The sequence below is a fragment of the Nonomuraea sp. NPDC049400 genome (assembly GCF_044466425.1).
In the GTDB taxonomy this organism is placed as follows: Bacteria; Actinomycetota; Actinomycetes; order Streptosporangiales; family Streptosporangiaceae; genus Nonomuraea.
Genome location: NZ_JBITMP010000003.1, coordinates 166378 through 180889 on the forward strand (window position 1 = coordinate 166378; position 14512 = coordinate 180889).

The window sequence follows — 14512 nt, forward strand, 5'->3', positions numbered from 1 at the left end:
GGGCAGGGGAGGTCGTTAAACCCTGAGATGACGGGTGACGTGCTTTCCCCACGGTGGAGCACTGAGGACACCGACGAGCAGCCTGCCATCCAGGTGGTCGGCAACGAGACCTACATCCTCCCGCTCGACAAGGGCGAGCCGCAGCTCATCGAGCCCCGTGACCTGCTCGACGACGGTCCCCACGACGTGCTCGGCGGCTCCGGCGGCTCGCGCGACCTGTACGGCGGCTCCAGCGGCTCGCATGACGTGCTGGGCGCCCATGACCTCGGCGGTCCCAGCGGCGCGCACGACGTGCTCGGCACGAGCGGCGCGCGCGACGTGTTCGACGAGCCCGGCACGAGCGGTACGCGCGACGTTTTCGACGAGCCTCGCGCGGGCGGTACGCGCGACGTGTTCGATGAGCCCGGCACGGGCGCGCGTGACGTGCTCGGTGAGCCGAGCGGCCCGCACCGCGTCGAGGACGACAACCCGTACCTCCCGCTCGACCGGAGCTACGACTCGGGCTTCGACGACGACCACGATGACGACAAGCCCAAGCGCGGCTTCCTCGGCTCGGGCTGGACGGACGACTCGGAAGATGCGCGTCCGCGCGCCCGTTCCGGTGACGGCGATGGTCGTGGCCGTGACGGCGAGGGCCGTGGCCGTTCCGGTGACGGCGACGGCGAGGTGCGCCGCCGTACCAGGAAGCTGCTGGTGGCGGCCGCGGCGGTGGTGCTGGTCGGCGTGGGCGCGGGCTTCCTGCTCACCGGCAACTCCTCCGACGACCCCTGCACGGGCGGCCAGTGCGCCAGCGCGGGCGAGGTGACCTCCCCGTCGGAGAGCGCGGCCCCCGAGGACACCGCCGCGGAGGAGGACACCGAGGAGCCCACCGAATCGGACGCTCCTGAGCCGACCGACACCGAGTCCGCGGTCCCGTCCACCCCGCCGACGCAGCGGGCGCGGCCCACGCGTGAGCCCTCGACCCGTCCGACGCACACGCGCATCGGACAGCCCACGTCGAAGGCGAGCAACAGGCCCACCCGCGCCCCGCAGGACCAGACGCCGAACACCGGCAACGACATCGACGACCCCGCCGACAGCACGGTGCAGACCAAGGCGCCGGAGTCCAGGCCCACCACCCAGGCGCCCCAGACCCAGGCGCCGCAGACCCAGGCGCCCGCGCCTACGCCGACGAAGGAGAGCAAGGGAATCCTCGACATCCTGTTCCCCTGGGCCTGAGCCACACTAGGGTGCTCACCGGGGATGCGGATCCACGTACTGGTCTGGCAGACTTGGAAACCGCTTTCCGGGGAGGTCTCGTGGTCACGCTTGAAGACGTCGCCAGGCAGGCGGGCGTCTCGCTCGCGACCGCCTCGCGGGTGCTCAACGGCAGCACCCGCCAGGTGGGCGCGGCCCTGCGAGCGCGCGTCGAGCAAGCCGCCGACGAGCTGGGCTACCGCGCCAACATCGCAGCCCAGACGCTCGCCCGCGGGGCGAGCAACGTCATCGGCATCGTCGTGCACGACCTGACCGACCCCTACTTCGCGGCCCTGGCCGACGGGGCGATGCGGGCGGCCGCCACCGAGGGCCTGCTGGTCATGGTGGGCACCACGCATCGCGACCCCGAGCAGGAGATCGCCTACGTGGCCACGCTGAACGCCCAGCGTGTCCGGGCGGTGCTGCTGGTCGGCTCGCGCGTCGCCGACCCGGCGGTCACCGGGCGGCTCCGCGGCGAGCTGGCCCGATACCAGGCGGGCGGCGGCCGTGCCGCCTGTGTGGGTCAGGACCTCCTCGGCGTCGACACCGTCGCGCCCGCCAACAGGGAAGGGGCGGCCGAGCTGGCCCGCGCGCTGGCCGGGCTCGGGCACACGCGGTTCGCGGTGCTGGCCGGGCCGCCGCACCTGGTCACGGCGGCCGACCGGTGTGCAGGATTCGTCGAGGCGCTGGAGGAGCTGGGGCTGCCCGCGCCGCAGGTGATCAACGGACCGTTCGACCGCGACGGCGGCTATGCCGCGGCCCAGCAGGTCGGGGACGCGACCTGCGTGTTCGCGGTCAACGACGTGATGGCGGTCGGGGCGCTGGCGGCCTACAGGGAGCGCGGGGTCAGGGTGCCGGAGGACGTCTCGGTCGCCGGGTTCGACGACATCGTCACGCTTCGCGATCATGTGCCCGCGCTGACGACCGTGCGGCTGCCGCTGAAGGACATGGGGGCGCGGGCGCTGGAGCTGGCGCTGGGCGAGGAGGACGCTGTCGTGGTCGAGCAGGTGGCCGGCGAGGTCGTGCTGCGGGAGAGTGTACGGAGGCTGGCGTGAAGCTGGCGGTCAGCACGCTGGGGATGCCCGGCGACGGGCTCGACAGGGCGATCGAGATCGCAGCCGGAGGCGGCTGCCAGGGTCTCGAGCTTCGCCTGCACGAGGACACCGGGGTGCACAGCGGGCTCGACGCCGCCGGGCGGCGCTCGGTGCGGGAGCGAGTGGAGCGGGCAGGCCTGGAAATTTCCGCGCTCGCCGGATATGTCGGCATTTGTGAGCCTGGGGCCGACGAACCGGTCATCGAGGCGCTGGCCGCCGACCTCCAGCTGGCCGCCGACCTGGGCGCGCCCGGCGTGCGGGTGTTCCCGCGCGGCGACGATCCCGCCGTCGGCGCCCGCAGGCTCAAAGCAGTCTCCGGTACGGCCTCCGCGCTCGGCACGCACGTTCTCGTCGAGACGCACGACCTCATGGCCACCGGCGCGGCGGTGGCCGGGCTGTTGGCCGAGGCGGGCTGCCCCGAGACCACCGGCGCGATCTGGGACCTGCTGCACCCGTGGCGCCACGGCGAGTCCCCGGCCGACACGCTCGCGGCGCTGGGCCCGTACCTCACTTATGTGCAGGTCAAGGACGCCGTCTCGGCCGAGGAGACCACGCCGGTGCCCATGTGGACGGGGTCGGTGCCGCTGGAGGAGTGCGGCGAGCTGCTGCGCGGTGCGGGTTACGACGGGTGGGTGTCCCTGGAGTGGGAGCGCACCTGGTATCCGCAAGTCGCCCCGGTCGAGGACATCCTGCCGGGGGCGGCTGACTGGGTGCGGCGCTTCGCCCTCTAGGTGACTTTCGCCGCTTAGATAGGGGGATGCCCCTTTCTAAGCGGAACAAGGTGCTCGTCGTCGGCATGGACGGCCTGCGGTTCGACCGGCTCCAAGCCCTGGGCGCGCCCGTGCTGGACGGGCTGATGTCCTCCGGTGCGTACGGCACCAGCAAGCTCCCCTACGGTGAGGCGGGCACGCCGCGTACGGAGTCGCCCGGCGAGGTCGTGCCCAAGAGTCCTGAGCCGGGCGGGCGGGTCATCGCGTCGCGTACCGACTCTGGCCCCGGATGGTCGTCGATCGCCACCGGGGTCTGGCCGGACAAGCACGGCGTAGTGGACAACGGCTTCGCCAACCCCAACTTCACGAAATTTCCGGACTTCCTGACTCGTGCGAAGAATGCCCGGCCGGAGCTGAGCACCGCCGCGTTCTTCTCCTGGACGGCGCTCGACGAGCACGGCGCCTTCAGCCGGGCGATCGACCACCGGCTCGTGCTGGACGGGTACGGGATGGGCTCCTGGGCCGCCGCCGACAAGCAGATCGCCCTGGCCGCCGAGCGGCACCTGGCGACGGCCGACCCCGACGCCGTCTTCGTGTACCTGGGCGACACCGACGAGGTGGCCCATGACCTCGGCCCCCATTGCCCGGAGTACTCCGCCGCGCTCCAGGTGCAGGACACCTACCTGGGTTACCTGCTCGACGCCGTCCGCGCGCGGGCCACGTACCCCGATGAGCGATGGACGGTGCTGGTCACGACCGACCACGGGCACGTGGACGGGGGTGGTCACGGGGGCACGTCGGACGAGGAGCGCACGGTGTTCGTGATCGCGAACCGGTTGGGGGAGGACCTGGGCGGCCGCTCGCTCGGCGGGCCCCGGCTGGTCGACGTGGGGCCGACGGCCTTGGGTGTGCTGGGCATAGCGACCGACCCCGCTTGGGGCCTGGACGGCGAGGATCTTTTCATCATGTGTTGAATTTCTGCCGGGGAAGCGTGAGACTGTGTGACAGGACGCTTACCGGCAGAGGAGCATTCGATGAACATGGCATTGGGCTTCTCCGAGGTCCACGCCGGGATGCTGGCCGAGGTGGGTGGCAAGGCCGCGAACCTCGGCGAGCTGACCCGGGCCGGCCTGCCCGTCCCGCCGGGATGGGTGCTGACCACGGAGGCGTACCGGCAGGTGGCGCAGGGCCTCGAGACGAGCGGCGACGGGCTCGCCGAGCGGGCCGGGCGGCACCTGCTCGAGGCGCCGGTGCCGGCGGCCGTGCACGAGGCGATCGTGAAGTCCTACACCGCTCTGGGCGACGACGTGCCCGTCGCGGTGCGCTCCTCGGCCACGGCCGAGGACCTGCCGTTCGCCAGCTTCGCCGGGCAGCAGGACACCTTCCTCAACGTGGTCGGCGCGGAGGCGGTGGCGGACGCCGTACGCCGCTGCTGGGCCTCGCTCTGGACCGACCGCGCGGTCGCCTACCGCGAGTCCAACGGCATCGACCACGCCGCCGTGCGGCTCGCGGTCGTCGTCCAGGTGATGGTGGACGCGCGGGTGGCGGGCGTGATGTTCACCGCCAACCCGGTGACGGGACGGCGGCGCGAGGCGGTCATCGACGCGAACCCCGGCCTCGGCGAGGCCGTCGTCTCCGGCGCCGTGAACCCCGACCGCTTCGTCGTGTACGGCGGCGAGATCCTCGAACGCCACGCCGGCGACAAGCGCCTGACCATCCGCTCGCTGCCCGGCGGCGGCACCGAACGCGTCGAGACCTCCCACGAGGACTTCTGCCTGACCGACGATCAGGTGCGCGCGCTGGCCGGGCTGGGTTCGCGCGTCGAGGACCACTACGGCGCGCCCCAGGACACCGAGTGGGCCATCGACGAGCACGGCGAGATCTGGCTCACCCAGGCCAGGCCGATCACGACTCTCTACCCGTTGCCGGAGCGGGCCAGGCCCGGCCTTCGGGTGTACTTCTCGGTCAACGTGGCCCAGGGCGTCATGGCGCCCTTCACCCCGATGGGGGTGTCGGCGTTCCAGCTGGTCAGCGGGGGAGCGGCGAGGCTGTTCGGCTACGGACCGGCCGACCCGCTCGACGGCGCGCCGTTCGCGGCCGTGTCGGGGCAGCGCATGTGGCTCGACCTGACCACGGCCGTCCGCAGCCGCTTCGGCCGCGTCCTGCTGCCGCGCATGCTCACGCTCGGCGAGGCCCGCGCCGTTCCGCTCTTCGAGCAGCTGGCGCGGGATCCGCGCCTGTCGGTGGTGCACACCTCCCCCCGCCCGGTCCTGCGCGGCCTGAGCCGGTTCGCCCGCCGGATACACGCCCCCTCCCGGGCCATGCTCGCGCTGACCAGGCCGCGCAAAGCCCTCGAGTACGCCGCGCGCCTCGGCGAGGAGCTGGACAGGCGCCTGCTGGTGCCCGAGTCGGCCACCCCCGAGCAGCGCCTGGACCACGCCGAGCGCATGCTCGCCGGCACCTTCCCGGTCATCGTCTCGGTCATGCCCGTCGCGGTCGTCGGCTACGGCCTGTTCGCGCTCGCCGCCAAGCTCTCCGGCGTGCCGCTGAACGACATGCAGGACATCCTGCGCAGCGTCCCCCACAACCCGACCACGGAGATGGACCTGGAGCTGTGGGACCTGACCACCCGCATCGAGCCGGAGCCGTTCAAGGAGAAGCCGGTGGCCGAGCTGGTCCGCCTCTACCAAGCCGGGCGGCTCCCGCCGGTCGCCCAGCGGGAGATCACCGCGTTCCTGGACAAGTACGGCCACCGCGGCGTCGCGGAGATCGACCTCGGCGTGCCGCGCTGGTCCGAGGAGCCCGCGCACATCCTCGGCGTGCTGGCCAACTACCTGCGGATGGACGGCGGCGCCGGCCTCGCGCCCTCCGCGCTGTTCGCCAAGGGCGCCGAGGAGGCGCGGGCGGCCATCGCCCAGGTGGCGGCCGCGGCCCGGCGCAAGGGCCGGTGGCGGGCCGCGGTGGTGCGCTTCGGGCTGCGGCGCACCCGGGAGTTCGCGGGGCTGCGCGAGCTGCCCAAGTTCTACCTGGTCAAGACCCTCGCCGGGGTGCGCAGGAGCATGCTGGTGGTCGGGGAGCGCCTGGTGGAGCTCGGCGTCCTGGACTCGGCGCGGGACGTGTTCTTCCTGGACCTGCGGGAGGCCAGGGCCGCGCTCGGCGGGGGCGACCTGCGCCAGGTCGTGGCGGAGCGGCGGGCGTTGTACGAGCAGGAGTCGCGGCGCAGGCACGTGCCCAGGGTGCTGCTGTCCGACGGCACCGAGCCCGAGGCCCTCGCGTCCGCCGCCACGGACGGCGCGCTGACGGGAACAGCGGCCTCGGCGGGCACCGTCACAGGTGTGGCCAGGGTGGTGCTCGACCCGATCGGCGCCCATCTGGAGCCCGGCGAGATCCTGATCTGCCCCTCGACGGATCCCGGCTGGACGCCGCTGTTCCTGACGGCGGGCGGGCTGGTGATGGAGATGGGCGGCGCGATGTCGCACGGCGCGGTGGTGGCCAGGGAGTACGGCATCCCGGCCGTCGTGGGCGTCCCCGACGCCACCCACCGCATCACCACGGGCCAGGAGATCACGGTGAACGGCGCCGCGGGAACGGTCACCTTGTCGTGATCCCCGGACCTGGGCAGGTCAGGCGAGCACCACGTCCTCGTACCTGGCCTTCATCGTGGCCACCACCTCGTCGGGGTCGGCGGCCCAGATGTCGGCGTTGAAGATCTCCACCTCGACGTCCCCGGCGTAGCCGGCGTCGAGGACCGCCCGCGTGATCGGCCGGAAGTCGATCACGCCGTCGCCCATCATGCCCCGCCCGAGCAGGATGTCCTGCGGCAGCGGGTGCAGGTAGTCGCACACCTGGTAGGAGGCGATCCTGCGGCCGGCCCGCGCGATGTCCTCGAACACCCGCGGGTCCCACCACACGTGGAACGTGTCGACCACCACTCCGACCTGCTCCTCCGGGTACGCCAGGCTCAGATCGAGCGCCTGGCCCAGGGTGGACAGGACCGCCCGGTCTGGGCAGTAGATCGGGTGCAGCGGCTCCAGGGCCAGCTTGACCCCGCGCTCCCCGGCGTAGGGCGCCAGCTCCGCCAGCGCCTCCGCCACCCGTTCGCGCGCCCCCGCCACGTCACGCGAGAAACCGCCTGCGGGCAGCGGCTCGCCCGGCTTCACGCCGGGCAGGCCGCCGACCACCATCACCAGGCACGCCGCCGACAGCTCGGCCGCCTCGTCGATGGCCCGCCGGTTCTCCTCCAGCGCCTGCGCGAAGGCGCGACGCCCCTCCTCGCCCGGCAGCCCGCCGGCCGTGAGGAAGCCGCCCCGGCACAGCGACGACACCCGCAGCCCGGCCTCGCGCACCAGCTTCACGCTCTCCGCGAGACCCTGCTCGGCGACCTTCTCCCGCCACAGCCCGACCGCCTCCAGGCCGTGCCGCACGCACCCGTCCACGGCCCCGGCCACGGACCAGCGCCTGGTCGTCCACTGGTTCAGTGAAAGTGTCACAGCCCGTTCACCGCCAGCAGCGCCTTCATCCGGCGTACGGCCAGCTCCTGGTCGGCCAGCAGCCCGGCCTGGTCGGCGAGGCGGAACACCTCCGACAGGTGGAGCAGCGTGCGGGCCGACTGGGCGCCGTTGACCATGGTGAACGCGTCCTGGTGGCCGTTCAGCCAGGCCAGGAAGACGATGCCGGTCTTGTAGTGATACGTCGGCGTCTCGAAGATCTTCCGCGACAGCGGGACGGTGGGGGCGAAGATCTCGTCATAGCGGTCCAGGTCGCCGGCGTCGAGCGCGTGCAGCGCCGCTGCCGCCGCCGGGGCGATGGCGTCGAAGATGCCCAGCAGCGCGTGCGAGCCCGACTTGATCAGCGACGGGTAGTTGAAGTCGTCGCCCGTGTAGAGCTTGACGCCCTCGGGGAGCGCGGCGCGCAGCCGCACCTCGTGCTCCTCGTCCAGCAGCGACACCTTCACGCCGTCCACCGCCGCGGCGTGGGCGTGGATCAACTCCAGGAACGACTCGGTCGCGGCGTCCACGTCGCGCGAGCCCCAGTAGCCGGCCAGCTGCGGGTCGAACATCTCGCCCAGCCAGTGCAGGATCACCGGGCGGTCGGCCAGGCCGAACAGCTTGGCGTACACCTGGTGGTAGTCCTTCGGGCCGTCGGCCACCTTGGCGAGCTGGCGGGAGGCCATGACGATCACACCGGCGCCGGCCGACTGGACGGTCTCGATCTGCTCGGCGTACGCGGCGGTGATCGTGTTCAGGTCGGCGGCCTCGGGCGCGTGGTCGGTGCCCGCGCCGCAGGCGACCAGCGTCGCCGGGTCGCCGTACGCGCGGGCCTCGGCGGCGCTGCGCCGGATGAGCTCCTTGGTCGCCGCCCAGTCCAGGCCCATGTTGCGCTGGGCGGTGTCCATGGCGTCCGCGACGCGCAGGCCGTGCGACCACAGGTGGCGGCGGAAGCGCAGGGTGGCGTCCCAGTCCACGGCGGCGGGGGAGCCGGGCGTGTTGTCACCGAGCGGGTCGGCCACCACGTGGGCGGCGGCGTACACGATGCGGCCGGCGGGCGGCTTGTCCGGCACCGGCCACGTCACGGGCTCGCGCAGCTCGTAGGCGCCGATCCCGGGCAGGTCGATCGTCGTCACAGCTGCGGCACCTCGATCCTGCGGCCCTCGGCGTTCGAGCGCAGGCCCAGCTCGGCGAGCTGCACGCCGCGGGCGCCCGAGGCGAAGTCGTTCGGGAAGGGCGCGTCCTCCAGCACGTGCCTGACGAACGCCTCCCACTGCACCTTGAACCCGTTGTCGAACTCGGCGTTGTCCGGCACCTCCTGCCAGCCGTCACGGAAGCGGGCGGTGGCGGGCAGGTCGGGGTTCCAGACGGGCTTGGGGGTGGCGGAGCGGTGCTGCACCCGGCAGTTGCGCAGCCCGGCGACCGCGCTGCCGTGCGTGCCGTCCACCTGGAACTCGACCAGCTCGTCGCGGTTCACGCGAACCGTCCAGGACGAGTTGATCTGCGCGACGATACCGCCTTCGAGCTCGAAGATCCCGTACGCGGCGTCGTCCGCGGTGGCCTGGTACGTGTTGCCCTGCTCGTCCACCCGTGACGGGACGTGCGTCACGGCGCGGGCGTAGACGGACTGGACGCGGCCGAACAGGTTCTCCATCACGTAGTGCCAGTGCGGGAACATGTCGAGCACGATGCCGCCGCCGTCCTCGGCCCGGTAGTTCCACGACGGGCGCTGCGCCTCCTGCCAGTCGCCCTCGAACACCCAGTAGCCGAACTCGCCGCGCACCGACAGGATCCGGCCGAAGAACCCGCCGTCGATCAGCCGCTTCAGCTTGAGCAGGCCGGGCAGGAACAGCTTGTCCTGCACGACGCCGTTCTTCACGCCCTTGGCTGTGGCCGCCTCGGCCAGCGCGACGGCCTCCTGCGTCGACTCGGCGGTGGGCTTCTCGGCGTAGATGTGCTTGCCCGCCTCGATGGCCTTAAGCACGGCCTTGACGCGGGCGCTGGTGACCTGGGCGTCGAAGTAGATCAGGTTGTCGTCGTCGGCGAGGGCGGAGTCCAGCTCCGTGGTGTAATCCGCAATCCCATGCTTCGCCGCGATATCTGCCAATTTTTCGGCATTTCTCCCGACAAGTACGGGCTTGAGCTTCACTCTGCTGCCGTCCGAGAGCGTGACACCGCCCTGCTCGTTGATGGCCAGGACGGAACGGACCAGGTGCTGGCGGTAGCCCATCCGTCCGGTGACGCCGTTCATCACGACGCCGATGGTGCGCACGCTCATTGAGGATCCCTTCAGGACAAACACGGGGAAAGCGCTTTCCCGAACCGTACGGCCGCCCCACCGACCACGTCAAGTAGCGACGCCCGCGGCGCGACTGTCCATCCACGCTCGCGCCCCCACCGGAGCGCCGCGTCAGCGGGATGTGTGCAGCGGCGATCGGCGCAACGCGCACGGCGCCAAGCCCGGCGACCCGCGGGTCGCGATGTGACGCTGGGCCGGGCGGCGGCGCGGAGTTACTGGTCGCCGCCGCGGGTTTCGAGGCGGGACAGGGCCTTGGTGATGGGGTGGGCTGTCAAGGACAGCTGCCACTCACGGGCTCCCAGCTCGCGCAGCCGGGCGGTCACCGTCTCCTCGCTGATCTCCGCCGGCGGCTCCCACGTGAGCCGGCGTACGGCATCCGGCTGCAGCAGGTTCTCCGTGGGCATGTGGTGCTGCTCGGCCAGCCCCGCCACCACCGCGCGGGCGGCGGCCAGGCGTTTGGCGGCGGCCGGGTCGCGGTCGGCCCAGCGGTTGGGCGGCGGCGGCCCTTCGCCGGGAGTGCTGGGCGCGGGGAGCTGGCTGTCGGGCAGCTGGCGGGCGCGGGTCACCGCGGCGAGCCAGTCGCTCATGTGCCTGCGCGCGCTGCGCCCGGTGAATGCCGATATTTCGGTCAAGGCCTTCTTGGTACGGGGCCCCTCGAGCGCCGCCGTCACGATGGCGGAATCGGGCAGCACCCGGCCGGGCGCCAGATCGGCCTCCCGGGCGATCCGGTCGCGCATGGTCCACAGCTCCCGCACGATCGCCAGCGACCGCACGTTGCGTACCTTGTGAATGCCCGAGGTGCGCCGCCAGGGGTCGGACCGGGGGACGGGCGGCGGCGTGTTGAGCACGGCGGCGAACTCCTCGCGCGCCCACTCCAGCTTCCCGCTCTCCGCCAGCTCCTGATGGAGCGCGTCACGCAGCTCGACCAGCACCTCCACGTCCAGCGCCGCGTAGCGCAGCCAGTCTTCCGGCAGCGGCCTGGTGGACCAGTCGGCGGCCGAGTGGCCCTTCTCCAGCCGCAGCCCGAGCACGGTCTCGACCATCGTGCCGAGCCCCACCCGCTCGTAGCCGAGCAGCCGCCCCGCCAGCTCGGTGTCGAACATCCGCCGCGGCCTGAACCCCACCTCCATGAGGCACGGCAGGTCCTGGGACGCCGCGTGCAGCACGACCTCCGCGTCGGCCACGGCCGCGTCGAGCGCGGACAGGTCGGCGCAGGCGATCGGGTCGACCAACGCGGTGCCCGCCCCGGCGCGGCGCAGTTGCACGAGGTAGGCGCGGTTGCCGTAGCGGTATCCCGAGGCGCGCTCGGCGTCGACCGCCACGGGACCGGTGCCCGCCGCGAAACGCGAAACGATTTCAGCCAGCGCGGTGGCGTCCGCGATGACCGGAGGAATGCCCTCGCGCGGCTCGAGCAGCGGCTCGACGGTGCGTTCTTCTGTCATGAGTTCACCGACCTCATGACGCTGGTGCTGTCTTGACTGGTGCCCTCACTTCGTACGGTCACTCTCCGGATCATTTCGGCGGCGGGGAAGGGCGGCCACGTCGGGCGGGAGCGGCGGGATCCCCGCCGCCAGGCACATGAGGTCGCACCAGGCGGCGACGTGGCCGGAGAGATCCTCCTGCGCGGGTGACCAGGACGCCCGCAGCTCGAGCTCGGTCGTGACCGGGTCTTCGGCTTTGTTGCCGAACCCCTCTGACACGGCTCTTGTCACGGTACCGCCAGCGGCGCAGTAGTCGGCTTGGTGCGCGTCCAGCGCCTCGGTCAGCCAGCTCCAGGCGACCGGCCCGAGCAGCGGATCGGAGGTGATCTCCGGCTCCATGTCGGCCCTGACGTAGGCCACCAGCCGGAACGGGCCCTCCCACCCGCGCTGCCCCTCAGGGTCGTAGAGCAGGATCAGCCGGCCGACCGCGAGCTCGTCGTCGTCGCGGTAGACCGACGCGCCGATGGCGGCCGAGTAGGGGGCCAGCCGCTGCGGCGCGGGAAGGTCCTCGAGCTCGATCTCCGGCCTGACCTCGGACAGCCGCATGCTCTCCGCCGCGCGCGTGAACGCGGCGGGAGGAGGAGGCTGGTCACCGAGTGTCATAGCGGAAGCGTAGGTCGAAGACGGACGGAAGGGGACCACGGGGGTGCTCATCCTTGGTGATCAAGCCGCTGCCGTAACCAGCTGGCGATTCGGTCGGAGGGATTCGGCGGTACCGAGGATGATCGCGTGACCGCACTCGACGCAGGCCCACTCGGGGCAGTGGCCGGGCTCGTGCCCGTCAAGGCACGGCGGCTGCTCGAACGGCCGCTCACCTGCGCAGGAAGGGCAACGCTCACTGCGGCGCTCTGGGGAACTCCACAACGCGGTCATCGCACGAGTCATCGAACCGGGGCCTTTCTTCGGGTCGTGGCTCCGACGTTGGCACGAGCCGCTGACATTTCCCCGCAACGCGCTCGGCGTGTCCCGAAAGTGGTCTCTGAATCGATGCCGCGCGGTGGGTTGGCGAACATTTGGCCCAGTCGAGACCGGCTCTCTGGCCGGGCATGGGGTGTGTTCGACCCGAGTGCGGCGCCGATGCCGAGCAGACCGGTAAACCTTCATCTGGCTATCTGATCATGCTTTGGGGTGTCCAATCGATGTTTTTCCCGACACGTCGCTCCCGTGTCATGACCGGCACCCGTACGTGGCACCCTTGTGGAGTGAACCTCGCCGACTCAGCGTTCCTGCGTGCCTGCCGCCGCCAGCCCGTCCCGCACACCCCGGTCTGGTACATGCGCCAGGCCGGTCGGTCGCTGCCCGAATACCTGCGGGTTCGCGAGGGCGTGCCGATGCTCACCGCCTGCGCGACGCCCGACCTGATCGTCGAGATCACCATGCAGCCGGTGCGCCGGTACGGCGTGGACGCCGCGATCTTCTTCAGCGACATCGTGGTGCCGCTCAAGGCCATCGGCGTCGACCTCGACATCAAGCCGGGCGTCGGCCCCGTCGTGGCCGACCCGATCCGCGACGCCAAGGGCGTCGGCGCGCTGCGACCGCTGGAGCCGGACGACGTGCCGTACGTCACCGAGGCCATCCAGGCGCTGACCGGAGAGCTGGGCGGCACGCCGCTGATCGGCTTCGCCGGGGCGCCGTTCACGCTCGGCTCCTACCTCATCGAGGGCGGCCCGTCCAAGAACCACGACCGGACCAAGGCCATGATGTACGGCGAGCCGGAGCTGTGGCACGCGCTCATGGAACGGCTCTCCACGATCGTCCTCGAGCACCTGCGCATCCAGATCGCGGCGGGCGCCTCGGCCGTGCAGCTCTTCGACTCCTGGGTCGGGGCGGTGGCGCCGGCCGACTACCGGGAGTTCATCCTGCCCCACACCCGTCGCATCTTCGAGGGCGTGGCGGGGGTGCCGCGCATCCACTTCGGCGTCGGCACGGGCGAGCTGCTCGGCGTGCTCGGCGAGGCGGGAGCCGACGTGGTGGGCGTGGACTGGCGGGTGCCGCTCGACGAGGCGGCCCGCCGGGTCGGCCCCGGCAAGGCGCTGCAGGGCAACCTCGACCCGGCCGTGCTGCTGGCGCCGTGGGAAGTGGTCGAGCGCAAGGCGCGCGAGGTGCTGCGCCAGGGGCGGGCGGCCGAGGGGCACGTGTTCAACCTGGGGCACGGCGTGCTGCCCTCGACCGATCCCGACCAGCTCAAGCGCCTCACCGACCTCGTCCACGAGGCCGGCTGACGGGTCAGGCGGCCTCCGGGTCCGGGTCGCCGGGCCGGGGCCCCTGCGGGGGCACGGGGGTCCGGGGGCGCCTGGCGCGGTCACGCCGGGCCAGGTAGATCACCAGCGCGAGCAGGGGCAGCGAGACGAGCAGCCACGGCAGCACCGCGCCGAACACCGTCACCGCCACCTTCGCGAACGACACCAACGCGTCCCAGCCCGCCTTCAGCCCGCCGAAGAACCCGGCCGGCTCGTCGGAAGGGTCCTCGACGACCGCGACCGGCCCGACCAGCCGCAGCGTCAGCGTGGCCATGGCCACCTGCGTGGCCAGCTCCTTCTGCTGCGCCTGCAGCGACTCCAGATCGGACTCCCGTGCGGAGATCTCCCGCTCCACCTGAAGCACCTGGCCGATGGTGTCGGCCTTCTTCAGCAGCGTGCGCAGCGACTCCAGCGACTGCTGCGCCGACTTCAGCCGGCTGTTGACGTCGGCCATCTGCATGGTGACGTCCTGCGTGCCCTGGTTCATGGACAACTGCTTGCCCAGCTCCTTGCCGAGCCGGCCCAGCACGGCGGCGTACTTGTCCGGCGGGATCTTGAACTCCAGCGTGGCCGTGTCCTCCGTGTCGCTGGCCGAGTTGCTCTGCTCCTTGGACAGGTAGCCGCCCGCCGAGGTCACGATCTGCTTGGCCTGCTGGGCGGCGGTGGTGACCTGCTTGGCCCGCACCGTCAGGTCGCCGGTGTAGATGACCTGGCGATCCTGCTGGGTCAGCTTGACGTTCGAGACCAGGCCGCTCTTGTCCTGCTGTGGTCTCGACTGCTTGGCGGCCTCCTGGTCGGCCGCCACGGCCGGCGCGGGCGCGGCGCCCGACGACTGGCTGGTGGCCTCCATACCGCCGCCACAGCCCGCCAGGAGCAGGGCCGAGCAGGTGGCAGTGAGTGCGACTCCGTACCGGATTCTCCTCATGCCCCTAAGACGGCCACCGGATAGCCGCGGTTTGAGAACG

At 71.9% G+C, this 14512-nt stretch carries 12 protein-coding genes; 6 read left to right on the plus strand and 6 right to left on the minus strand.

Annotated elements, in window-relative coordinates; translation table 11 throughout:
* Positions 1-39 precede the first annotated feature (39 nt).
* From ACIBVN_RS04655 to ACIBVN_RS04675, 5 genes are all read left to right on the plus strand, one after another.
* A complete protein-coding gene (locus tag ACIBVN_RS04655) occupies positions 40-1218 on the plus strand; it encodes a hypothetical protein (protein WP_397132661.1) in 1179 nt (392 codons plus the stop codon).
* Positions 1219-1298: 80 nt separating this feature from the next.
* On the plus strand, positions 1299-2291 hold the full coding sequence (locus tag ACIBVN_RS04660) for a LacI family DNA-binding transcriptional regulator (RefSeq protein ID WP_397132663.1): 993 nt from the start codon (positions 1299-1301) through the stop codon (positions 2289-2291).
* A complete protein-coding gene (locus ACIBVN_RS04665; RefSeq protein ID WP_397132665.1) occupies positions 2288-3061 on the plus strand; it encodes a sugar phosphate isomerase/epimerase family protein in 774 nt (257 codons plus the stop codon). Before ACIBVN_RS04660 ends, ACIBVN_RS04665 begins: the two co-directional genes overlap by 4 nt.
* 26 nt (positions 3062-3087) lie before the next feature.
* Complete coding sequence (locus ACIBVN_RS04670; protein WP_397132668.1) at positions 3088-4014, plus strand: alkaline phosphatase family protein; 927 nt, start codon at positions 3088-3090, stop codon at positions 4012-4014.
* Between the two features lie 60 nt (positions 4015-4074).
* Positions 4075-6645 carry a PEP/pyruvate-binding domain-containing protein gene (locus ACIBVN_RS04675; RefSeq protein WP_397132670.1) on the plus strand — a complete coding sequence of 857 codons (2571 nt, stop codon included), beginning with the start codon at positions 4075-4077 and terminating at the stop codon, positions 6643-6645.
* Positions 6646-6663: 18 nt separating this feature from the next.
* On the opposite strand, the gene ACIBVN_RS04680 is transcribed toward ACIBVN_RS04675, so the two are convergent.
* From ACIBVN_RS04680 to ACIBVN_RS04700, 5 genes are all read right to left on the minus strand, one after another.
* A complete protein-coding gene (locus ACIBVN_RS04680; protein ID WP_397132672.1) occupies positions 6664-7530 on the minus strand; it encodes a sugar phosphate isomerase/epimerase family protein in 867 nt (288 codons plus the stop codon).
* A complete protein-coding gene (locus ACIBVN_RS04685) occupies positions 7527-8663 on the minus strand; it encodes a dihydrodipicolinate synthase family protein (protein ID WP_397132674.1) in 1137 nt (378 codons plus the stop codon). Before ACIBVN_RS04685 ends, ACIBVN_RS04680 begins: the two co-directional genes overlap by 4 nt.
* Positions 8660-9805 carry a Gfo/Idh/MocA family protein gene (locus tag ACIBVN_RS04690; RefSeq protein WP_397132676.1) on the minus strand — a complete coding sequence of 382 codons (1146 nt, stop codon included), beginning with the start codon at positions 9803-9805 and terminating at the stop codon, positions 8660-8662. Before ACIBVN_RS04690 ends, ACIBVN_RS04685 begins: the two co-directional genes overlap by 4 nt.
* Positions 9806-10038: 233 nt before the next feature.
* Positions 10039-11268: an HRDC domain-containing protein gene (locus ACIBVN_RS04695; RefSeq protein WP_397132678.1), complete on the minus strand. Its 1230-nt coding sequence runs from the start codon at positions 11266-11268 to the stop codon at positions 10039-10041.
* Positions 11269-11313: 45 nt separating this feature from the next.
* A complete protein-coding gene (locus ACIBVN_RS04700; RefSeq protein ID WP_397132680.1) occupies positions 11314-11910 on the minus strand; it encodes a DUF3000 domain-containing protein in 597 nt (198 codons plus the stop codon).
* A gap of 566 nt (positions 11911-12476) precedes the next feature.
* On the opposite strand from ACIBVN_RS04700, the gene hemE reads away from it, so the two are divergent.
* Entirely contained in the window at positions 12477-13529 is a 1053-nt protein-coding gene (gene hemE / locus ACIBVN_RS04705; protein ID WP_397132682.1) for a uroporphyrinogen decarboxylase, read from the plus strand.
* 4 nt (positions 13530-13533) lie between these two features.
* Here hemE and ACIBVN_RS04710 read toward each other — a convergent pair whose 3' ends face one another.
* Positions 13534-14472, minus strand: a complete 939-nt coding sequence (locus tag ACIBVN_RS04710) for a DUF4349 domain-containing protein (RefSeq protein WP_397132684.1) — start codon at positions 14470-14472, stop codon at positions 13534-13536.
* Positions 14473-14512 lie beyond the last annotated feature (40 nt).

Coding starts and splice junctions, on each gene's coding strand:
- hemE (WP_397132682.1), top strand. CDS start 12,477: ATGACCGGCACCCGTACGTGGCACCCTTGTGGAGTGAACCTCGCCGAC.
- ACIBVN_RS04690 (WP_397132676.1), bottom strand. CDS start 9,805: ATGAGCGTGCGCACCATCGGCGTCGTGATGAACGGCGTCACCGGACGG.
- ACIBVN_RS04700 (WP_397132680.1), bottom strand. CDS start 11,910: ATGACACTCGGTGACCAGCCTCCTCCTCCCGCCGCGTTCACGCGCGCG.
- ACIBVN_RS04710 (WP_397132684.1), bottom strand. CDS start 14,472: ATGAGGAGAATCCGGTACGGAGTCGCACTCACTGCCACCTGCTCGGCC.
- ACIBVN_RS04695 (WP_397132678.1), bottom strand. CDS start 11,268: ATGACAGAAGAACGCACCGTCGAGCCGCTGCTCGAGCCGCGCGAGGGC.
- ACIBVN_RS04670 (WP_397132668.1), top strand. CDS start 3,088: ATGCCCCTTTCTAAGCGGAACAAGGTGCTCGTCGTCGGCATGGACGGC.
- ACIBVN_RS04675 (WP_397132670.1), top strand. CDS start 4,075: ATGAACATGGCATTGGGCTTCTCCGAGGTCCACGCCGGGATGCTGGCC.